The sequence below is a fragment of the Rhodococcoides trifolii genome (assembly GCF_014635345.1).
In the GTDB taxonomy this organism is placed as follows: Bacteria; Actinomycetota; Actinomycetes; order Mycobacteriales; family Mycobacteriaceae; genus Rhodococcoides; species Rhodococcoides trifolii.
The window spans coordinates 1,133,993-1,153,188 of record NZ_BMCU01000001.1 but is presented as its reverse complement, the minus strand read 5'-3'; the positions used below and the strand labels follow the sequence as shown (position 1 = coordinate 1,153,188).

Annotated in this window: 22 protein-coding genes; 15 read left to right on the top strand and 7 right to left on the bottom strand. The window is 64.2% G+C overall.

Annotated elements, in window-relative coordinates:
• Positions 1-10: 10 nt before the first annotated feature.
• Positions 11-1,708: an alpha/beta hydrolase gene (locus IEW02_RS05380; RefSeq protein ID WP_188543608.1), complete on the top strand. Its 1,698-nt coding sequence runs from the start codon at positions 11-13 to the stop codon at positions 1,706-1,708.
• Between the two features lie 17 nt (positions 1,709-1,725).
• A complete protein-coding gene (locus tag IEW02_RS05375; protein WP_188543607.1) occupies positions 1,726-2,625 on the top strand; it encodes a polysaccharide deacetylase family protein in 900 nt (299 codons plus the stop codon).
• On the opposite strand, the gene IEW02_RS05370 is transcribed toward IEW02_RS05375, so the two are convergent.
• Positions 2,594-3,859: a glycoside hydrolase family 183 protein gene (locus IEW02_RS05370; RefSeq protein WP_188543606.1), complete on the bottom strand. Its 1,266-nt coding sequence runs from the start codon at positions 3,857-3,859 to the stop codon at positions 2,594-2,596. The two genes, IEW02_RS05375 and IEW02_RS05370, sit on opposite strands and share 32 nt — an antisense overlap.
• 237 nt (positions 3,860-4,096) lie before the next feature.
• Between IEW02_RS05370 and IEW02_RS05365 the strand changes: the two genes are divergently transcribed.
• From IEW02_RS05365 to IEW02_RS05340, 6 genes are all read left to right on the top strand, one after another.
• Complete coding sequence (locus IEW02_RS05365) at positions 4,097-4,840, top strand: HAD family hydrolase (RefSeq protein WP_229745781.1); 744 nt, start codon at positions 4,097-4,099, stop codon at positions 4,838-4,840.
• Positions 4,841-4,940: 100 nt separating this feature from the next.
• Positions 4,941-6,173, top strand: a complete 1,233-nt coding sequence (locus tag IEW02_RS05360; protein ID WP_188543605.1) for a sedoheptulose 7-phosphate cyclase — start codon at positions 4,941-4,943, stop codon at positions 6,171-6,173.
• A gap of 3 nt (positions 6,174-6,176) precedes the next feature.
• Positions 6,177-6,977, top strand: a complete 801-nt coding sequence (locus tag IEW02_RS05355) for an O-methyltransferase (protein ID WP_188543604.1) — start codon at positions 6,177-6,179, stop codon at positions 6,975-6,977.
• A complete protein-coding gene (locus IEW02_RS05350) occupies positions 6,978-8,255 on the top strand; it encodes an ATP-grasp domain-containing protein (RefSeq protein WP_188543603.1) in 1,278 nt (425 codons plus the stop codon).
• Positions 8,255-9,250: a D-alanine--D-alanine ligase family protein gene (locus tag IEW02_RS05345; RefSeq protein ID WP_188543602.1), complete on the top strand. Its 996-nt coding sequence runs from the start codon at positions 8,255-8,257 to the stop codon at positions 9,248-9,250. Before IEW02_RS05350 ends, IEW02_RS05345 begins: the two co-directional genes overlap by 1 nt.
• Positions 9,247-10,014, top strand: a complete 768-nt coding sequence (locus IEW02_RS05340) for a TauD/TfdA dioxygenase family protein (RefSeq protein ID WP_188543601.1) — start codon at positions 9,247-9,249, stop codon at positions 10,012-10,014. The genes IEW02_RS05345 and IEW02_RS05340 overlap by 4 nt, the downstream gene beginning before the upstream one ends.
• Here the strand turns inward: IEW02_RS05340 and IEW02_RS05335 are convergent.
• The 3 genes from IEW02_RS05335 to IEW02_RS25405 all read right to left on the bottom strand — a co-directional run bounded on the left by IEW02_RS05335 (position 10,001) and on the right by IEW02_RS25405 (position 11,942).
• A complete protein-coding gene (locus IEW02_RS05335; RefSeq protein ID WP_188543600.1) occupies positions 10,001-11,008 on the bottom strand; it encodes an SMP-30/gluconolactonase/LRE family protein in 1,008 nt (335 codons plus the stop codon). The genes IEW02_RS05340 and IEW02_RS05335 overlap by 14 nt on opposite strands.
• Positions 11,009-11,069: 61 nt before the next feature.
• Positions 11,070-11,507: an endonuclease domain-containing protein gene (locus IEW02_RS25410; RefSeq protein ID WP_308933153.1), complete on the bottom strand. Its 438-nt coding sequence runs from the start codon at positions 11,505-11,507 to the stop codon at positions 11,070-11,072.
• Positions 11,508-11,753: 246 nt separating this feature from the next.
• On the bottom strand, positions 11,754-11,942 hold the full coding sequence (locus tag IEW02_RS25405) for a type IV toxin-antitoxin system AbiEi family antitoxin domain-containing protein (RefSeq protein ID WP_308933152.1): 189 nt from the start codon (positions 11,940-11,942) through the stop codon (positions 11,754-11,756).
• Positions 11,943-12,059: 117 nt separating this feature from the next.
• Between IEW02_RS25405 and IEW02_RS05325 the strand changes: the two genes are divergently transcribed.
• Positions 12,060-12,482 carry a DoxX family protein gene (locus IEW02_RS05325; RefSeq protein ID WP_188543599.1) on the top strand — a complete coding sequence of 141 codons (423 nt, stop codon included), beginning with the start codon at positions 12,060-12,062 and terminating at the stop codon, positions 12,480-12,482.
• A complete protein-coding gene (locus tag IEW02_RS05320; protein WP_188543598.1) occupies positions 12,464-13,105 on the top strand; it encodes an SIMPL domain-containing protein in 642 nt (213 codons plus the stop codon). Before IEW02_RS05325 ends, IEW02_RS05320 begins: the two co-directional genes overlap by 19 nt.
• On the opposite strand, the gene IEW02_RS05315 is transcribed toward IEW02_RS05320, so the two are convergent.
• Both IEW02_RS05315 and IEW02_RS05310 read right to left on the bottom strand, forming a co-directional pair.
• The gene (locus IEW02_RS05315) at positions 13,100-13,738 is read right to left on the bottom strand and encodes a maleylpyruvate isomerase family mycothiol-dependent enzyme (RefSeq protein WP_188543597.1); all 639 of its coding nucleotides are present in this window, start codon (positions 13,736-13,738) and stop codon (positions 13,100-13,102) included. The genes IEW02_RS05320 and IEW02_RS05315 overlap by 6 nt on opposite strands.
• A gap of 18 nt (positions 13,739-13,756) precedes the next feature.
• Positions 13,757-14,758: an NADP-dependent oxidoreductase gene (locus IEW02_RS05310; protein ID WP_188543596.1), complete on the bottom strand. Its 1,002-nt coding sequence runs from the start codon at positions 14,756-14,758 to the stop codon at positions 13,757-13,759.
• Between the two features lie 47 nt (positions 14,759-14,805).
• On the opposite strand from IEW02_RS05310, the gene IEW02_RS05305 reads away from it, so the two are divergent.
• Genes IEW02_RS05305 through IEW02_RS05295 form a run of 3 tightly spaced genes read left to right on the top strand, consistent with a single transcriptional unit; the run spans position 14,806 to position 16,910 of the window.
• A complete protein-coding gene (locus tag IEW02_RS05305) occupies positions 14,806-15,363 on the top strand; it encodes a TetR/AcrR family transcriptional regulator (protein WP_188543595.1) in 558 nt (185 codons plus the stop codon).
• A 10-nt stretch (positions 15,364-15,373) separates the two neighbouring features.
• Complete coding sequence (locus tag IEW02_RS05300) at positions 15,374-16,474, top strand: hypothetical protein (RefSeq protein ID WP_188543594.1); 1,101 nt, start codon at positions 15,374-15,376, stop codon at positions 16,472-16,474.
• A gap of 10 nt (positions 16,475-16,484) precedes the next feature.
• Positions 16,485-16,910, top strand: a complete 426-nt coding sequence (locus tag IEW02_RS05295) for a VOC family protein (protein ID WP_188543593.1) — start codon at positions 16,485-16,487, stop codon at positions 16,908-16,910.
• On the opposite strand, the gene IEW02_RS05290 is transcribed toward IEW02_RS05295, so the two are convergent.
• Positions 16,876-17,967: a metallophosphoesterase gene (locus IEW02_RS05290; RefSeq protein ID WP_188543592.1), complete on the bottom strand. Its 1,092-nt coding sequence runs from the start codon at positions 17,965-17,967 to the stop codon at positions 16,876-16,878. The genes IEW02_RS05295 and IEW02_RS05290 overlap by 35 nt on opposite strands.
• 320 nt (positions 17,968-18,287) lie before the next feature.
• Between IEW02_RS05290 and IEW02_RS05285 the strand changes: the two genes are divergently transcribed.
• Positions 18,288-18,818 (top strand): DUF3558 domain-containing protein, encoded by a 531-nt coding sequence (locus tag IEW02_RS05285; RefSeq protein WP_188543591.1) that lies wholly within the window; start codon positions 18,288-18,290, stop codon positions 18,816-18,818.
• 31 nt (positions 18,819-18,849) lie between these two features.
• Positions 18,850-19,182, top strand: a complete 333-nt coding sequence (locus tag IEW02_RS05280) for a hypothetical protein (RefSeq protein WP_188543590.1) — start codon at positions 18,850-18,852, stop codon at positions 19,180-19,182.
• Positions 19,183-19,196: the final 14 nt, after the last annotated feature.

The following is a 19,196-nucleotide window of genomic DNA, read 5'->3' as shown; positions in this document are numbered from 1 at the left end:
ACTGTGCGACATGGTCAAGAGCGCACGCACACTGAGCGGCAGGGTGGTGGACCGCTTTTGGTCTTGGCTGGGCCGCTTCGAACCCGTCGGTCTGGCGGTCGGTCTGCTGTTCTACTGCTGGTCGATGTCGCCGTCGCTACTTCCGCGCCCGTGGTACCTGCAGGCGGCCGCCACCGGCATCAGCGTCGCCAGCGGTTACGGCGTCGGTGTCCTTGCGGTGTGGGGACTGCGCAAGTGCGGCCTGACCAGACAGTGGTCGGAGCGGTGGCGCCGATTCGGGTGGTACGGACTCGGCCTGACGGCCGTCGTCGTGGTCCCGTTGTTCCTGTTCCTCGGTTCGTGGTGGCAGGACATCACCCGTGAGCTCGTCGGCTTCGAAAAGGGAAGCAGCTGGGACTATCCCGGTGTCTTCGTACTCGGAGCGGTCGTGTTCGTCGTGTTGGTGTTCGCCGGCCGCGGCCTTCGGAAGCTGGCGAACACCCTGACGCGGGTGGCAGGTCGCATCGTTCCCGAGCCTGTCGCTCGCGGAGCAGCCGTTGCCGTCGTCGCCCTCGTCGTCGTGCTGGCGACCCAAGGCCTGCTCTCGACCGGAATCTCCCGCATCTCCAACGGTTCCGCGTCCGCGTCGGACGCCGGCTCCGCTCCCGGTGTCGAGCAGCCGACCGAGTCGCAGCGGTCGGGATCACCCGATTCGAGGCAACCGTGGGACTCGTTGGGCAAGGAGGGGCGTACGTTCGTCGCCGGTGGACCTCGCTCCGACGACATCGAGTCCGTGATCGGAGCGCCTGCCCTCGAACCGATTCGGGTGTACTCCGGTCGAGCGTCGGTGGATGCGGACGGTCTCGGACTCGGGCTGCAGACTGTGGAATCGTTGGCGGACAACGTAGTCGACGAGCTCGACCGCACCGGGGCGTTCGACCGGAAGTATCTGGCCATCGCCACGACGACAGGCCGCGGTTGGGTGAACGAGAGCGTTGCGTCGTCGCTGGAGTACCTCGCCGGCGGTGATACCGCCATCGCGGCGATCCAATACTCGTTCCTTCCCAGCCCGTTGGCGTTCCTCGCGGACCGAGCCACACCGTTGCTGGCCGGTAGAGCCCTGTTCGAGGCAGTGTACGAACGGTGGCGCACCCTTCCCGAGGATCAGCGTCCCGCGCTGCTGACGTTCGGTGAATCGCTCGGTTCCTACGGTGGGCAGGACGCTTTTTCCGGCGTGCAGGACATGATCACCCGCACCAGTGGCGCACTCTGGGTGGGCACACCGAATTTCAGCGAGCAATGGGCGCGGGTGACGCAGTCGCGCGATCCGGGCAGCCGAGAGATCCTGCCGGTGATCTACGGCGGTGAGAACGTCCGATTCGCCGCCACACCCGAGGACCTCGAGGGTCCTGCGTTGGGCGACTGGGGGTCGCCGAGAATCGTCTACTGGCAGCACCCGAGCGATCCGATCGTGTGGTGGTCACCCGATCTCGTTCTGCGCCAACCCGATTGGCTCACAGAACCGCGCGGAGCCGACGTCGACAAAGGAATGACGTGGATTCCGTTCGTGACGTTCTGGCAGGTGACTCTCGACATGGTGTTCGCCGCCGACGTTCCGGACGGGCACGGCCATTCGTACGGCGCCGAGGCGACGTACTACTGGAACGACATCCTGGGTCTGAGCGACGACACGCTCGTCGAGAAGGTCGTCGACGCTCTGAACGCATAGCGGGGCATCATGGGGTGATGGCACTCCCCTCGCACGGACGCTTCGACTACTCCGCGATCACCGACCGACCGCAGTTCGAGTGGCCCGGCGGCGCCCGGTTGGCCGTGTACGTGGCGGTGAACTGCGAGCATTACCCCTACGACGAGGGCTCCCCCGGTCTCGGGTACACCCCGGACATGGATCAGCCGAACACCTACAACTGGGGGTGGCGCGAGTACGGCAACCGGGTCGGAGGTTTCCGAATCGCGGAGACGCTGCAGCGCAGCGGCATTCGGCCCACCTTGTTGGTGAACACCGAGATCTACGACCACGCACCCGATCTGGTCGACGCGTTCCGCGAACTCGATGCCGACGTCGTCGCGCACGGTTCGACCAACGCGATCCAACCGAACCAGCAGGGCGAGGACGACGAGCGGCGCACCATCGAGGAGGTCTATCGCGCCATCGAGCAGCACGAGGGTGCACCGCCGCGAGGGTGGATGAGCCCGGGCGCGAATCCGTCACGAGTGACCGAAGATCTGTTGACGGAGGTGGGATTCGAGTACACCCTGGACTGGCCCATCGACGACCAACCGGTGTGGCTCTCGACGCGCGGGGGACCGCTGCTGAGTGTCCCCTATCCGCACGAGGTGAACGACCTACCGGTGTTCGTGCACCATCACGGAACGGCGGAAACGTTCGAGAACATGATCGTCGACTCGTTCGACGAACTGAAGGAGAACTCGGACGAACAGGCCGTGGTGCTGGCGATCTCCGTGCATACGTTTCTGACGGGACAGCCTTACCGGCTCAAGCACTTTCGGGCTGCGCTGGAGCACATGACGTCGAATTCCGACGGGGTGTGGTTCACGACGGCCGGGGACATCGCCGAGCACTTCAGGATGGTCAGCGCAGCGCGTCCAGATCCGTCCGCATGATCATCACGTTGTAGCCGGACCACTGCGACGCGGTGAAGTAGAGGTCGCGCCCACTGGACTTCGGGTGGATGAAGGGCGCATAGATGCCGCCGTTGTTCTGCAGGCGTGAGATCAGCGTCTTCTCACCGCTCCAGGGGCCTTCCGGCTTGTCGGCGGTGCGGGCGACGATGGAACCGGAGACCTCGTTGCCGTAGAGCATGACGTACTTCTTCAGGTAGTCGTTCCACGCGACGGACATCTCGCTCACGGGGTCACCGACCACCACGTCGGTGTCCTTCACGTCCGCAATGTTGTTCGACCACGTCCCGGCGCCCGTGTAGTACTGATACTTGCCGAGCGTGGTGATGTCCTGCGGCAGGAAGCGGGACAGGTAGGCCGCGCCGAACCGCCCGTTGGGCGTTCCGTACTGGTAGACGTAACCGTCCCTGTCCTTCATGTAGGCCACCTGCTGAAACTTGCCCTGATTGCGATCGACCTGGCCGCCTCCGGGGAGGGTGATTCCGGTGTTGACGCGGATCGTGCTCTGGTCGGTGGTCCAGGTCTGTCCGTTGTCGCTGGACTTGGCGATCGCCGAGAAGTTGGTGACCCAGCGGCCGGGTGCACCCCAGGATCTAACGGACATGTAGTTGAGGTACTGGTCGTTGCCGATCGAGATGGCGGACGTCGGGATCGTCGTCGACTCGACCTCGGGGATCTTCAGCGAGTTCACGATCTCGCGGGAGAAGTTCGGAACGTCGGCCGGCGATCCCGAGTCGACATCGCCCGGCACCGCATTAGGAACGTCGATTCCGTCGGCAAGGTTGGAGTCGTTGGATCGCAGGAGAACGTTGGAGCGCCACTGGCCCGCCGAAACGGAGCAGTTGCCGAACGTGTCACCGAAAGCCATGAGGGTTTGACCCTTGCCGTTGTCCCAGCTGATGCCGAGATCGGTGCCCGAGATGCCGAACCGGTCGTACGTACTGTTCGGGCTCCGCGGACCGGTCACCCACGAGACCGCTCTGGTGTTGCCGGCGCCCAGGTCCGGTAGCGCCCCTTGCGGGCCCTGCGGGTCGGATCCCCCTGCACCACTGCTTCCGAAGCTGCTGCTGCCGAAGATGTTGCCGAACGGGGTCGAGCCGACGCCGGTGACGCCGCAGGGCTCAGCAGACGCGACTCCGGCGGAGAGCACCGTGAACCCACCGACGGCGACCGTCAGAGCTGTACCGATGACGGCCACCCGTTGGTGCAAGCGCATTCGATCTCCCCATGTGTCGCGTGTGACTGCCGTGGCAGAAGTGACGATTGTGAAAGATCATGACTCAGATGTTGGCGGACCGCAAGAAATGTGGAAATCGAGAGATGAAGTGAGGGAACGAATTTCATGCGTGTAATTCGAAAACTCGGGTGCTGCGACGTGCGGTCAGCGCACAGCAGTGCACCCAAGTTTCATCTCGAACGCCGTTTGGGGCGCTTGGTGAGGGGGCACACACTCGTGACGCTGGGACCGGTTCGGTCCGAGCTCACGTCCAGCATCGAATACTCGGCGCTGGACGTTCACCAGCACCGCACTGAGAGGAACCCGATGGCCGCCATCCTGTTCGGATCGATCAGCACCGTCGCAGATACGTCCGAATTGCAGCGCAGGTCCTTCAATGAAGCCTTCAAGGCTCACAACCTCGACTGGGAGTGGTCGCGCGAGGACTACCGCGCAACGTTGAACACCAACGGTGGCGCCAAGCGTGTCGCCGCTTACGCGAAGTCGGTCGATCAGGACGTCGACGCCAAGGCGGTGCACGCCACGAAGTCCGAGATCTTCCAGAAGCTGGTAGGCAGCGAGGGCGTCGAAGCGCGCCCCGGCGTCGTGGAATCCTTGACCGAGGCAAAGGCCAACGGTTTCAAGACCGCACTCGTCACCACCACGCTCCCGGAGAACATCACCGCACTCCTCGGTGCTCTGGACAACGTCTCGTTCGACGTCGTCGTCGACCTGTCGAAGGTCCAGGAGAGCAAGCCGAACCCCGCGTCCTACCTCTACGCACTCGAGCAGCTCGGTGAGGATGCCTCCGCAGCCGTCGCGATCGAGGACAACGAAGGCGGCGTCCAAGCTGCTTCCGCAGCGTCCGTGAAGGTGGTCGCGTTCCCCAATTCCAACACCAAGGGCGGCGATTTTTCGGCCGCAGTTGAAACAGTCGACAGCTTGGATCCCAGCCATCTCCGCCAGCTGACCAACAGCTGACGGGTCATCCGATGCGGCTGACTGCTTCGAACCCTGTGGCAGACAGTCGCTCCCGAGCGTGATGGACACCGTCACGCTGTGACAGACAAGGATCCAATCTATGAGTTCGATGCAGGCGCAGGTGACCGCAACGGAGCGGGCCTTTCACGTCGAAGGTTACGAGAAGATCGAGTACGACCTTCTGTACGTCGATGGTGTCTTCTCGATAGAGAACACCGAACTCGCCGACAGCTACCGGCCCTACGGCCGGTGTCTGATGGTCGTGGACGAGTCGGTCCACGCCATCTACGGCGAGCAGATGACGGCGTACTTCGACCACTACTCGATCGACCTGAGCGTCGTCCCGGTGAAGATCGCCGAGACCGCGAAATCCATCGAGACCTTCGAGCGCATCGTCGGTGAGTTCGACCGGTTCGGACTCGTTCGCACGGAGCCGGTTCTGGTTGTCGGCGGAGGCCTGACCACCGATGTCGCCGGGTTCGCCTGCGCCAGCTATCGACGCAACACTCCGTACATCCGCATCCCCACCACGCTGATCGGTCTGATCGACGCCAGCGTCTCCATCAAGGTGGCGGTCAACTACGGCAAGCACAAGAACCGTCTCGGTGCTTACCACGCATCCGAGAAGGTCTTGCTCGATTTCTCGTTCCTCAAGACGTTGCCCGAAGACCAGGTCCGCAACGGCATGGCCGAGCTGATCAAGATCTCGGTGGTCGGCAATTCCGAGATCTTCGACATGCTCGATCAGTACGGACCCGAGCTGCTGAAGACACGCTTCGGTCACCTCGACGGAACCCCGGAACTGCGGGATGTCGCCGACCGTCTGACGTACCAGGCGATCGACACGATGCTCGTACTCGAGGCGCCGAACCTGCACGAGATCATGCTCGACCGCGTGATTGCCTACGGCCACACCTGGAGCCCGACCCTCGAGCTCACTCCGCCGGCTCCGTTCTTCCACGGCCACGCCATCAACATCGACATGGCCCTGTCTGCAACCCTGGCCGAACAGCGTGGACTGCTGTCCACCGCCGATCGCGACCGGATTCTGGGCGTCATGAACCGTCTGGGACTCGCTCTCGACAGTGACTACCTGACACCCGAATTGCTGACCGAGGCAACGTCGTCCATCCTCAAGACGCGTGACGGGTTGCTGCGCGCCGCCGTTCCCGATCCGATCGGCGCGTGCACGTTCCTCAACGACGTGACCACCGACGAACTCGCCGACACGCTGTCGCTGCACAAGAAGATCGTTCTCGACTTCGAGCGCGGCGGCGACGGCATCGACATGTTCACCGCTGCTGACCCGACCGACCTCCGGTCTGCCCGCTAGTCGATGCCTGACTCCATCACCACCTCTGCACGCCCCGTCACGCCGACCACCATCCTGGCGGCCGAACTGGGTGACATCGCAGGGCAACTGAGCGAGATCGTCGGGATCGAGCCCGAACTGCTGGCTCGCGTGCGTCGTGCACGCGATCTGGCGGCCGGGCTCGACCCGTATCTCGACGCGTGCACCACGTCCGAGTCACCTGCGTTGGCCGACTTGGCCCGGCGCACACGGGAAGCCGACTGGGGCACCGGCCCGCTCGAACAGGAAATGCTGTCCGGCCATGTCGAAGGTCAGACGCTGAAGTTCCTGGTGCACATGACCCGCGCCTCCCGGATTCTCGAGATCGGCATGTTCACCGGGTATTCCGCGCTGGCCATGGCGGAGGCGCTGCCTGCGGGCGGGTCGGTCACCGCATGCGAGCTCGACGAGGGCGTGGCGGACTTCGCGCGGCGGTGCTTCGCCGAGTCCGAGGCCGGCCGCTCCATCACCGTCGAGGTCGGTCCGGCGTTGGAGACCGTGAAACGGCTCCGTGGGCCGTTCGATCTGGTGTTCGTCGACGCGGACAAGCCCGGCTACCTCGAGTACTTCCGGTATCTGATGGACAGTGATCTCCTGGCCCCCAATGCTGTTGTCGCCGTCGACAACACGCTGATGCAGGGGCAACCGTGGGCCACCGGAAAGCGGTCCGTGAACGGGGACGCCATCGCCGAGTTCAATCGCGCGGTGGCCGACGACCCGCGGGTCGAACAGGTGATCCTGCCGTTGCGCGATGGGGTGACCCTCATCCGACGGGTGGAGGCGTAGGTGCTGAAAAGCATTGCCGCGCTGGCCGGGTTGACCGTCACGTTACCGGTCGACCTGGCCATCACGGTGTTGGCGTCTCGTCGTCCCACTCCCCCGATGACCACCCGAACTCGTTCCCCCAAAACGGTTCTCGTGAGCGGCGGCAAGATGACGAAGTCGCTGGCTCTGGCGCGATCGTTCCACCTCGCCGGTCACCGGGTGATTCTGGTGGAGTCCGCGAAGTACCGCTTCACCGGTCATCGGTTCTCGAAGGCGGTGGACCGCTTCTACACCGTTCCCGAGCCCACGGCACCGGGGTACGCCGAGGCGCTGCTCGACATCGTCGTCACAGAGAGCGTGGACGTATTCGTGCCCGTCGCCAGTCCGGCGGCGAGCATCCACGATGCCGACGCCCGAGCGCTGCTCGATCCGCACTGCGAAGTGATCCACGGTGACGCGCACACGGTGCGCATGCTCGACGACAAGGACCAGTTCTCCGAACTGTCCCGTAAATTCGGTGTGCGAGTGCCTGATTCGCGACGCATCACCGATGTGAAGCAGATCGAGGAGTTCGACTTCCCACCCGGCCGGGAGTACATCCTCAAACGCATTGCGTACAACCCGGTCGGCCGGATGGACCTGACTCGCCTCTCGCGCGAGAATCCGAATCTGGACTTCGCGCGGAGCCTGCACATCTCGGACGACGACCCGTGGATTCTCCAGCAGTTCGTCACCGGGCAGGAGTACTGCACACACGGAACCGTGCGGGACGGCAAGCTGCAGGTGTACGCGTGCTGCGAGTCGTCGGCCTTCCAGGTCAACTACGCGATGGTGGACAAGCCCGAAATCCTCTCGTGGGTCGAGACTTTTGTCGAGTCGCTCGGCGCCACCGGTCAGATGGCGTTCGACTTCATCGAAGCAGCAGACGGTCACGCGTACGCGATCGAGTGCAACCCGCGCACCCACTCGGCCATCACGATGTTCTACGACCATCCCGAGGTGGCTGCGGCGTACCTCGAGGACGGACACCCCGTGATCGTTCCTACCTCGGCCTCCAAGCCGACGTACTGGATCTACCACGAGTTGTGGCGGCTCGTCACCGAAGGCAATCGACTCTCTCGGCTCAAAACCATCTTGTCCGGGACCGATGCCATCTATGCGTCGTGGGACCCGTGGCCGTACTTTCTGGTGCACCACCTTCAGATCCCGTCGCTGCTGATCAAGAACATGCGCAGCAAGAAGGGCTGGACGCGAATCGATTTCAACATCGGCAAGCTGGTCGAAGTAGGAGGTGACTGATGGCACCGCTGTCCGTTCTCGTTCTGGCGGGGTCGGCGGTCGACGACTTCCACGCCGACCTGTCGCGCGTGTACGCGTCGGGATTCGTCGACGCTGTCGCGGGCGCCTACCGGATCGAGATCGCGTTCGTCTCTCCCGACGGTTCGTGGCGCTTCGCCGACAGCTTTGCCGCTGTTGCTGCGGCGCAACCGTTGTCGCTGTCGGACGCCATCGCGCACCTGACGTCGGCGGACATCGACGTCATGGTGCCCCAGATGTTCTGCCTGCCGGGCATGACCACCTACCGCTCGCTCTTCGACCTGCTCGGTATCCCCTATGTCGGCAACCGCCCCGACCTGATGGCCGCAACGGCGGACAAGAACACTGCGCGGGCCATCGTTGCGGCCGCCGGCGTTCCGGTCCCGTCCGGCGTCGTCGTGCCTGCCGTCGGGCACGTCGACGTGCCGTTGCCCGTCGTGGTGAAGCCGGTCGATTCCGACAACTCCATGGGTGTGACGCTGGTTCGGGATCCGGCCGAACTCGATGCGGCTGTCGCCGATGCACTGACGTATTCAGATGCGGCGCTGGTGGAGTCGTACATCCCGCTCGGACGCGAAGTGCGGTGCGGCGTCATCGTTCGCGACGGTGAACTGGTGTGTCTCCCGCTGGAGGAATATGCCGTCGACGAGATTCGCCGGCGCGGGGACAAGCTGAACCGCACCGACGACGGCGATCTCTACCTCGTGGCCAAGGAGGCGACGAAGGCCTGGATCGTCGCCGTCGACGACCCCGTCACCGAGAAGGTATGGGAAGCGGCACGTCTGGCCCATACAGCGCTCGGTGCCCGCCACTACAGCCTGTTCGACTTCCGCATCGACCCCGACGGCAATCCCTGGTTCATCGAAGCCGGTCTGTATTGCTCGTACGCCCCTACCAGTGTGGTGGCCGTGATGGCCTCCGCCGCAGGCATTCCTGTCGACCGACTGTTCGCCATCTCTCTGAAGGAACTGCTATGAAGTACGAGGTACTCACTCCCGTCGGCGCTCGTGTCACCGACATTCGCGTCGACGACATCACCTCGGACGACGTCACCGAACTGAAGCGGATTCTCTCCGAGCACGGCGTGGTGGTCATGCCGGAGCAGTTCGTGGACGACATTGCGTTCCTCGCGTTCCTGCAGGCATTCGGGGAGCTGATGTTCACCACCGGTGAGACTCCCGTGGACGGGTTTCCCGACCTGAACGTCATCTCCAACGTCGGTCGCACGACACCCCCGAAATCCAACTTCCACGTCGACACCAGCTACGTGCGACACCCGCCCGCCTACACCGCGTTACGGGCGGTCGAGGTGCCGGCGCAGGGTGGGCAGACCCAGTTCAGCAACCAGTACGCCGCCTACGACACGCTTCCCGCGGACGTGCGCGAGAAGCTGGCCGACGCCGTCGTCACCCATGTGGTGACCGGCCTAGAACTCGGCGAGGACGAGGAAACGTCCGCCGACCACCGACTGTTCCTGGACCACCCCATCTCCGGGCGCACCGCGCTGTACCTGTCCGCGCCCGCACGATGCGCTGCCGTCACCGGTGTGCAGCCCGAGGAGACAAGGGCGACAGTCGATTACCTCGTCGGCCATTCGACGCGAGACGACAACCTGCTGCGCCACTCGTGGTCGCCGGGCGACGTCGTGATGTGGGACAACCGATGCGTGATGCACCGTGCGGACCACGCGGGTGTGGTGGGTGACCGGGTGATGCACCGCGGAATGGTCAGTTCTTCCTGACGCCGCTGACGGTGAACGGTTCGACGGGAGTGCCTCCGCGCTTGTCGAACTGACTGTTGACCACGAGAAGTCGATCGTCGACCGATGCCACCGTGGTCGGGTACGCGAAGCTCGGGTCGGTGATCTCACCGGTCACCCGACCCGACGTACCGTCGTCGGAAAGGTCGATCGTCGTGATCAGCCCGTCGCGATTGCGGACGACGTAGAGGGTGTCGTCGTCGGTCTCCATACCGTCGCCGTTCTGGACGTTGGCGCCGCCGAGGTCGACCGCGGTGACGGCCCTCGACTCCTCGTCCACGCGGTAGAGATTGCCCGTACTCGACTGCACCACAACGAGAGCGTCGTCGTCGGCCTCCACGATGCCGTTGGCGTTGAAACCCTCGCCGTAGACGAAGGGCGATCCCGTGAAGTCCACGAACGACTCCAGAGGTGCCTGTGCGGGGTTGTTTCCGTCCACTCGGGACTCCGGGATGCGATAGAGATTCGGGCTTCGCGAATCGGTGATGTAGGCGTCGCCGTCGTCGGAGATCACAACGTCGTTCAGGAACGTCGCATCGGCGCCGAGGCCGTTACTGAAACGTCCTGTCAGCTGACCCGACTGGGTGTCGTAGATCCAGACCGTGCCGGTGGCGCCGCCCGCGATCACCAAACGATTGTCCTCGACGTCGAGACCCGCTGCGCCCGTTCGCCCGTCCTGCCCACCGGCGAGAAAAGGCGCCACGTCGGGCGTACCCACGGTTCCGCGGAACACGGCACCGTCGGCGGTCGAGGTGACGTAGAAGGTGTTGTCGTCCGCGGTGATTCCTTCGGGGAAGACGCCGGAGCCGGGGAGGGTGTAGACGGTGGCTTGGCTTTGCGCGGCGGTCGTGGTCGGCTGCGCGGTGGTGGAAGGCGTGCTGGACGGCGCGGCCGGCTCAGGCTCGGACGACGACCCGCAGGCAGTCAGGACGACGGCGGACAGGGTGACGGCAGAAACCAGACAAATACGACTCATGAGACCAGTGTGCCAGGCTCCGGAAAAGCGAACGCCGGGAATCCGGTGCTCAGCGGTTCGATTATCGAACCGCCCGGCACCGGATTCGGTTCAGGACGGCCTGAACTTCACGCAATACCTCCTGCGGTCGCTCCGTTAGATCCGCCCAGGTGTACCGGAGCACGGTCCAGTCGCTGGAGATGGCGTTCTGCCGGGTCCGGTCACGCTGAAACGCGCCCGGATCGCTGTGGAACGCCCACCCGTCGATCTCGATCGCGAGCCGTTCCTCGACGAACGCAAAGTCGAGAACACAAGGCCCCCACCGATAGTTCGCGATCCAGCCGGTGCACTGTCCCGCAGTCAGGATCCGCGCGAAGAGACGCTCCGCCTCGGATCGGGCACCTCCCTCGGCCGACCTGAGCAGCGCTCCGGCTGCGGCGGCGCCGGTTCGCCCCGCATTCCGCGCGTGCGCTGCTTTCAGCGCCCCCAGGCTGGTGTGCCGTTGAAGAGCGGCATCCATGAGTCGGGTGCCGCCCGGGCGGACCGCGCATTCGAGAACGGTAAGGGGCAGCGCTGTGACCCGGACCCCGTTGCGAACGATGACATCGGAGTACGACAGTTCACGCCGCCGGATGCGGGTGCCGGGAATCGGTCGGCTGCGTCCTGACCTTGGGGTCGTGATGTCGACCAGGTCGGGCGCATCGGTGTCCAGACCGAGCCAGAATGCCGCGGCCGGTCCACTTACGGTGGCCCGGTCACCGGAAGCTCATACAGCGCAGCGTATTCGAGCTCGGTCGGTGAAGGGGCGGTCGCATGCGAAGTAGACGTTCGGACCGCGGCGCTCCCAGCGGCCGCTGCGAATCAGGCGATTGATTGCTTGCTTCCCAACGCCGTGCGCCTCGGCCTGATCACGCGTCAGAACGCCGTCCTGGGCCGCCAGCAGATCTTCGAACATGTCAGTTTGGACGTTGAGTCCACCCACACGGTTCCCTCGACAGAATTCGGTGCTGAGCGGTTCACTTTTCGAACCACCCAGCACCGGATTCGCAACCGGTACGGCTAGCGTGCACCCATGACCACCACCATCAGACCGTCGACGCGGGCGCAGACCGTCGGCCGCGTCGTGCTCGGCGCCTTCCTGCTGTTCGCCGGGACGGCTCACCTGACGTTCGCGCGGGAGACGTTCCAGGCACAGGTGCCGACGTGGGTTCCGCTCGATGCCGACTTCGTGGTTCTCGCGTCCGGCGTCGTCGAAATTGTGCTCGGCGCCTCGTTGATACTGCTGACGAGGTGGCGGATCGCAGTGGGGTGGATCGTCGCCCTGTTCTTCCTGGCGGTCTTCCCCGGCAACATTTCGCAATTCGTCACCCATACAGACGCTTTCGGTCTCGACACCGATCGGGCGCGAGGAATCCGGCTGCTGTTCCAGCCGCTCCTGATTGCCTGGGCGTTGTGGTGCACCGGAGCATGGTCGGCGTGGAGGGCTCGCACGTGACGGTGACGATCACCGTGTCGGGCCGGCACGAGGAGTCGTGCCCGCCGGAGCGCTGCACCGTGCATATGACAGTTCGGTTCGACGGTCTGATCGCAGCGGACGTCTCCTCGGCGGCCACGGCGCAGACCGCGGAGCTCACCAGACGTGTCACCGAACTCGGGGTGACGGACCATTTCGTGGATCAGGTGCGACGGTCACGCCACCGGCCGTACAGCGAATCGGGCGAGCAGCTGCCGTACGTGTACACCGCGACTTCCGATGTGCGCGTGAAGTTTTCGGAGTTCGACCTGATCGGGCCGTTCGTCGAGGCCATCGTCGACCTGGACGGCGTGGAGGTGGGCCGATTCGAATGGACGCTGACCGACCGGACCCGCCATGCCACCGTCGAGCGGATCCGCGACCTCGCCGTGCAGGACGCGGTGGCGAAGGCGACCGCCTACGCGCGCAGCCTGTCACTGTCGCAGGTCCGGCCGGTCGCCCTCGCGGATCCAGGGTTGATGCAGGCATCGATGGACGCTGCTCGTACATTCGCGGCAATGGCGAAGAGCGCCGACTCGGTGACCGTGAAACCGGAGGACATCATCGTCAGCGCCGAGGTGCACGCCCGCTTCGAGGCGTCATGAGCGGGTCACGCGCGCGGTGAGCGTGGGTACGCCGGGTCCGTCGACGTTCTCGAGGCCCACCGGTCGACCCGTCGACAGCAACAACAAACTCGACACCGGACCACGCACTTCGTCTCCGTCGCCCAGCGTCCAGTCGGCGTCGGAGGCGACCAGGCGCAGGCCGGCGAACCGCTTCTGCGCACCGTAGAACTTGGCGGTGGATGCGTGCCCGAGCGCGGCGAGTGCCTGTTCGGTGGGCATCGGCAACGGCCGTCCCAGCGGAACGGCGATGTCCTGACCGTGCACCAGAACGTCGACCAAAGGATCGAGCGGTGACGATCCCGGGGCACGCTTGGGCGACGCCGCCGTCTCCCTGAAGCGCGCAATCAGCTCGGCCGGCGTGTACTTGCGGGCAAGATCCCGTGCACCGGCGTCCACCATGCGGTTGAAGTTGAAGCGAGACTTGATCGCTCCGACGATCAGTGACGGGATCTCGATGCGCGTCACCATCGTCAGGTGAGCGGCAACATCGTGCACTGTCCAAGAGCCGCAGAGTGATTGGACGGACCAGTCGTCGTCGCCGAGAGTGTCGAGGAAATCGGCCAAGCGGAGTCGCTCGGCTTCGATCCACGGCATCAGGTTTGTCCGGTCCACGGTGGGAGGTTAGTCCAGCTAGATGCGAACGACCATCTTTCCGGTGTTTTGGCCGTTCATCATGGCGAAGAATGCGTCGACAGCGTGGTCGATTCCGTCGACGACGGTCTCGTCGAACACCACGTCGCCGTTCTTCAGCCACTCGGTCATTTCCGCCGCGAAGGCTGGCATGCGGCCGAAGTAGCCACCGACGGTGAAACCCTTCAGCGTCAAGGCGCGGGAGATGATGTTGGCCATGTTCTTCGGGCCGACCGGCGCCTCGGTGTTGTTGTAGACCGAGATGGCCCCGCAGAGCGCTGCACGGCCGCCGTTGTTGAACGACGCCAAGGCCGCTTCGAGGTGGTCTCCGCCCACGTTGTCGAAGTACACGTCGATGCCGTCGGGCGCGGCGGTCGCCAACTGCTTGCGGACCGCACCGTCCTTGTAATTGAACGCGGCATCGAAACCGTACTTGCCGGTAAGCAATTCGACCTTCTCAGCAGACCCGGCGGACCCGATCACCCGAGACGCGCCCTTGAGCCGAGCGATCTGACCGACCGCACTTCCGACGGCTCCAGCAGCGCCGGAGACGAACACGACGTCGCCCTCCTTCATCTCCGCGATGTCGAGAAGTCCGACATAGGCAGTCAGAGCGGTCATTCCGAGGATTCCGAGGTACGCCGACAGCGGTACTCCCGGAATCTCTTGCACCACACGGAATCCCTTGGCGTCCTCCTGCACGATGTCACGCCAGCCGAACTGATGGGACACGACGTCGCCGACGGCAATGTCGTCCACCGTCGATTCGAGGACTCGCCCGATGGCCCCGCCCGTCATCGTCTCGCGGATGCCGAAAGGCGGGATGTACGAACGTACATCGTTCATACGTCCGCGCATGTACGGATCCACGGAGATGAACTCGTTCTGCACTCGCACCTGCCCGGGCACCAGTTCGGGCAACTCGACAACGATTGTCCTGAAGTTGTCGGCGGTGGGCCAGCCGGTGGGACGCGATACGAGTTGAATTTGGGTGCTCATCATTCATCCACCGTATACTGAAACGATCAGTTCAAAAAAGGAGGGTCGCCATGGGAAGGACCAAGACCTTCGACGCCGCCGACGTCGTCGCGTCGGCTCGCGATCTGTTCTGGGCCCGCGGTTACGAAGCGACGTCGCTCCCCGATCTCGAGCGTGCGACCGGATTGAACCGATCCAGCCTCTATCACTCGTTCGTCAGCAAGCGGGGGCTGTTCGATGCGGCCGTCCAGAACTACCTGGCCACCGTCGTTCATCCGCGGTTGCGCGCTCTGACCGAGTCGCACGAGGAGGATGCCGTCGACAAGTACCTGGCCGAGACCGTCGTCGATCGTGGATGTCTGCTGGTCAACGCCGCAGCCGAGAGCGCCGCGCACGATGCGGCCACCGTGACGATCGTCAGCGACTACCGACGCGAACTGACCTCCGCGTTGACCGTCGCGCTGGCTCGGCGTTTCCCCGAGGCGACCGACAACGACCACCGCGCCCAGTTGCTGACGTCCCTCCTGATCAGCTCGCACCTCATTTCGCGCGTCGACCCGGACGAAGCCGCGGCTCTGCTGTCCGTGGCACGGGCGCAGTACGTGCAATGGGTGTCGACGCCCCGATAGGCTCGACTCCATGGCATCGAAACGACCCGGCAACGCAGGGCAGAAGCGCGCCGCAAAGACCAAAGCTCGGCAGAGCCGGTTGAAGTCGGGGCCGACCGCGTCCGCCGCGCAACGCAGCCTGCGCAACCTGGTCGACGATTTCACCGGTTACCTGCGGGAGACCGAATTGGCGTCCGACGCCGAGCAGATAGCGAAGTTGCTGGACGTCACGCTGACTCAGATGGGCCGCGCCAACCCTGACTTCGACCCCACTGCGTGGACGCCCGACGACGCGCACGTTCTCCTCGACATTGCCGACGGCCTCGTGGCCGACAACGAGGAAGCCGCGCTGCGCATCGTCATGAGCTCGCTGACCTACCTGGCGTTCCTGGACGAGACCGACTCGTGGACCGGGTCCGACGAGGACTACGCACACTGCATGGACGACTTCTCCGACTTCGTGGGCGACGGCGCCGCGATGCTCGAACCCGAGGACGTCGAACTACCCGACATCGCGCCCGACGACGAGCTCGCCGCCCTCCGCGATCTCCCGCTCATGACCTCGCTCGACACCATGCTGGACTGGGTGGGCAACGGCCGCGACCTCACCCCCACATCGCTGCGCGAGCTGGCCGACGCCTTGGGAGTCCCCCGCTCCGACGGTGAATCCGCCTACGACGTACCGAAATTGGCCGAGTTGGCGTCCGCAGCCTCGGCGCACATCATCACCATCGACGACGGTGAAGCCACGGCAGGACCGGCGGCAGAAGCATTTCGCGCGCGCTCCGATCTGCAGGTGCTGAGGCTGGCTGCAGCACACTACGTCTCGGCACAGTTGATGTCCGACGTCGACGAGGAGGCCATGCTCAGCGTCGTCGATACCCTTGCAGCGCAGTCGCTTCTGGCTGCGATGCTTCCCGATCCGCCACTCAATCCCATCGACGACTCCTACGAGGGTCTCGAGCCCGACGACCGGCAGGTCGCGTTGCTCGCATCGGAGCGGTTGCGCGCGTTCGCCGATCAGAAGTGGCTCGTGGCCGGTGAGACGCTGGACGTTCCGCCCGCGCTACGGCGCGCAGTTCTCACCGGAATCGAGGACGCGTTCCCCGTCGACGAACCGGAGGACGTGTGAGGATGTGACCATGACCACTCGCCTGAATCCGTACCTGAACTTCCGAGGCACCGCCCGCGAGGCGATGGAGTTCTACGCGAGCGTCTTCGGTGGAGAGCTGGACCTACGGACCTTCGGTGAAAACCAGATGAGTGACGATCCGGCCGAGAAGGACTACATCATGCACGGCCAGTTGGACACTCCGAACGGCTTCACGCTGATGGGTTCCGACGTCCCGTCCAGCATGGAATTCACACCCGGCAACACGTACTCGGTGTCCCTCAGCGGCGACGACGAAACCGAATTGACCGGCTACTGGGACAAACTCGCCGACGGAGCTCAGTTCACGATGGGCCTGAACAAGGCGCCGTGGGGTGACACGTTCGGGATGCTGACCGACAAGTTCGGCACATCGTGGTTGGTCAATATTGCGGGGACCGCAGCGTCAGAAGGGTGATCTCGCTCGGTGCGAACACGCGGAACGGCGGGCCCCAGAATCCCGAACCGCGACTCGTGTAGAGCTGCGTTCTCTCACCGTGTCGGCTGAGACCGTGCACCACCGGCTGGTCGATACGAACCAAGAAGTTGAACGGCCAGATCTGACCGCCGTGGGTGTGGCCGGATACCTGGAGGTCGACTTTGCCGACGGCCTGAGCGATTTGCTTGGGCTGGTGGGCGAGGAGGAAGACGGGCAGGTCGGGGTCGGCGTTTTTCAGGGCCTTCTCCAGGTCCGGCCCGTGTCCCGGTCCCTTCGCTGTGCGATCGTCGACACCGGCGATCACGAGAGTGCCGTCGATGGTGATGTGCCGATTGTGTAGGGAATCCCAGCCCAGGGACTCCATGTGGTCGAGCCACTCCTGCGCTTCGCCGAAGTATTCGTGGTTGCCGGTGACGTATACGCGGGCACTCTTGGCTCGGACCTTTTCGAGTGGCGCGGCCTGGTTGCGTCTCTGCAGTACGGACCCGTCTGCGATGTCTCCGACGTGACACACGACGTCGGCATCGAGGGTGTTGACCTTCTCGATCGTTCTGCGAGACCACTTCTCGCGATTGATCGGACCGTAGTGGGTGTCGGTGATCAGGACGATTCGGAGGTCCCGGCTGAGTCCGTCGATGTCGATCGTCTGCTTCTTCACGCGGGGAACACGCATGGCCTCGTAGTGCCCCCACGCGGCGAGGGCGATGGTGGTGATCGCCACCGCCGAGGCGACGATGCGCGATCTGTTCGGTTCGTCGAGGCCCAGTAGTGCAAGGCGCAGAACAAGACTGAGCACCGACCAGACGAACACGATCCAAACGAGGCCCAGCAGGCTGTCGCCGACGCGCGCCGCCCAATCCTTGTGCTGCATATGGCCGAGACGCATGCCGACGAGCAGGACGCCGGCGGCAGCGAGGGTGCCTAGGGTACCGAGCACCTGGACGGCCGTCGGCCAGTCGGAACCCCAGAAGAACAGGGTCCACCAGGGGACGCCGAACAGGATCAGAAGGACGAGCAGGACGATCAGGCGTCTCACTGTGTCGAGGGTACCGGGGGTGGTTTCGGAGTTGCTGGGGCTTCGACCGTTCCCGCTCGAGTTGCAGACTGGCGCGGATTTCCGCGTGGGAAGGCAAGTTGGGCACGGATTCGGACCGTTGGCTTGGCCGAGCAGGCGGTTGTGAAGGAAAGTCCGTGCTGAGCGCGGTAAAAGCTTGAGGATCGGCGGGAGTGCAGGAATTGTCTCGGTATCCGAGACAGATCCTGCACAATCGGGACGCCGACCGCCTGTCCCACGGATCCACTCGGATCGAAGGGAACCAGATGGCCGTCGGCTGCGTCTGAGTAGTCAGGTGGGAGGTGTCGACGTTGGGGAAATCGGTGCGGGTGATGGCGGCGTGTGCTGCGGTCGTCGTGGCGGCCGGCTGCGGTTCGGATGCGGTGGCCGGATCGCCGACGGCAGCGCCGCTCGGGGATGCGCAGTTCGATCCGTGCTCTATCCCGGACGAGGCGATTGCGGCGGCGGGGGCGGATCCGGGGACGGAGCAGCCAGACATCTTCGGCGTCGACCTATCGGAATGGAACGTCTGCAAATGGGACAGCAACAGTTGGTATTACCTGGGCGTCTTGTCGACGACCTATTCGTTCGATCAGGTACGAGACAATCCACAGAGCCGCGCATTCCAAGAAGTTGTCGTCGGAACAAGAGACGCAGTGTCGTATCTGGACGTGAACGATCCCGACCTGTCCGACTGCGACGTCGCCTTTTCTTCGAGTCGGGGCGTACTCATCGTCCGCGTCACGACGAAAGTCAACGAAGTGAGCGCCAGTCCCCCCTGCGACGTAGCTACTCGAGCGGCAAATGCACTCGACTCGTACTTGCCGCGCTGACAGAAGCAACTAACGCGAGAAAGGCGACATCATGAGTGGTGATAGGGATCAAGTGTCACTGTCGGAGGAAGCAACTGCGCAGTGCGTCGCTGCATGTGATCAGTACGTCACCGGACTGCAAAGTATCGCCGACGCGACTCGCTACATGGTCAAAGCCGAATCCTTCGGCACCCTCCCCTCCGGCCAGGCCCTCGGCAAGAAATTCTTCGACCTCGCATCCGGCAGCAACCAGTCGTTCGAACAGGTCATCCAGCAGCACATCGACGTCATCCAGCGCCTCCGTGAGGTGTTCGTGCAGGCAGGCGCGGGCTACCAGGCGGCCGAGGACAGCAACACCGCCCTGCTCGAAAACTCGATCAAATAGACCTGAAAGATCCG

Bases quoted from the DNA above. Each gene is read 5' to 3' on its own strand.
- IEW02_RS05375 (WP_188543607.1), top strand. From the start codon at position 1,726: ATGGCACTCCCCTCGCACGGACGCTTCGACTACTCCGCGATCACCGAC.
- IEW02_RS05310 (WP_188543596.1), bottom strand. From the start codon at position 14,758: ATGATGAGCACCCAAATTCAACTCGTATCGCGTCCCACCGGCTGGCCC.
- IEW02_RS05300 (WP_188543594.1), top strand. From the start codon at position 15,374: ATGGCATCGAAACGACCCGGCAACGCAGGGCAGAAGCGCGCCGCAAAG.
- IEW02_RS25410 (WP_308933153.1), bottom strand. From the start codon at position 11,507: ATGGATGCCGCTCTTCAACGGCACACCAGCCTGGGGGCGCTGAAAGCA.
- IEW02_RS05335 (WP_188543600.1), bottom strand. From the start codon at position 11,008: ATGAGTCGTATTTGTCTGGTTTCTGCCGTCACCCTGTCCGCCGTCGTC.
- IEW02_RS05360 (WP_188543605.1), top strand. From the start codon at position 4,941: ATGAGTTCGATGCAGGCGCAGGTGACCGCAACGGAGCGGGCCTTTCAC.
- IEW02_RS05280 (WP_188543590.1), top strand. From the start codon at position 18,850: ATGAGTGGTGATAGGGATCAAGTGTCACTGTCGGAGGAAGCAACTGCG.
- IEW02_RS25405 (WP_308933152.1), bottom strand. From the start codon at position 11,942: ATGTTCGAAGATCTGCTGGCGGCCCAGGACGGCGTTCTGACGCGTGAT.
- IEW02_RS05370 (WP_188543606.1), bottom strand. From the start codon at position 3,859: ATGCGCTTGCACCAACGGGTGGCCGTCATCGGTACAGCTCTGACGGTC.
- IEW02_RS05305 (WP_188543595.1), top strand. From the start codon at position 14,806: ATGGGAAGGACCAAGACCTTCGACGCCGCCGACGTCGTCGCGTCGGCT.
- IEW02_RS05340 (WP_188543601.1), top strand. From the start codon at position 9,247: ATGAAGTACGAGGTACTCACTCCCGTCGGCGCTCGTGTCACCGACATT.
- IEW02_RS05345 (WP_188543602.1), top strand. From the start codon at position 8,255: ATGGCACCGCTGTCCGTTCTCGTTCTGGCGGGGTCGGCGGTCGACGAC.
- IEW02_RS05295 (WP_188543593.1), top strand. From the start codon at position 16,485: ATGACCACTCGCCTGAATCCGTACCTGAACTTCCGAGGCACCGCCCGC.
- IEW02_RS05355 (WP_188543604.1), top strand. From the start codon at position 6,177: ATGCCTGACTCCATCACCACCTCTGCACGCCCCGTCACGCCGACCACC.
- IEW02_RS05325 (WP_188543599.1), top strand. From the start codon at position 12,060: ATGACCACCACCATCAGACCGTCGACGCGGGCGCAGACCGTCGGCCGC.
- IEW02_RS05380 (WP_188543608.1), top strand. From the start codon at position 11: ATGGTCAAGAGCGCACGCACACTGAGCGGCAGGGTGGTGGACCGCTTT.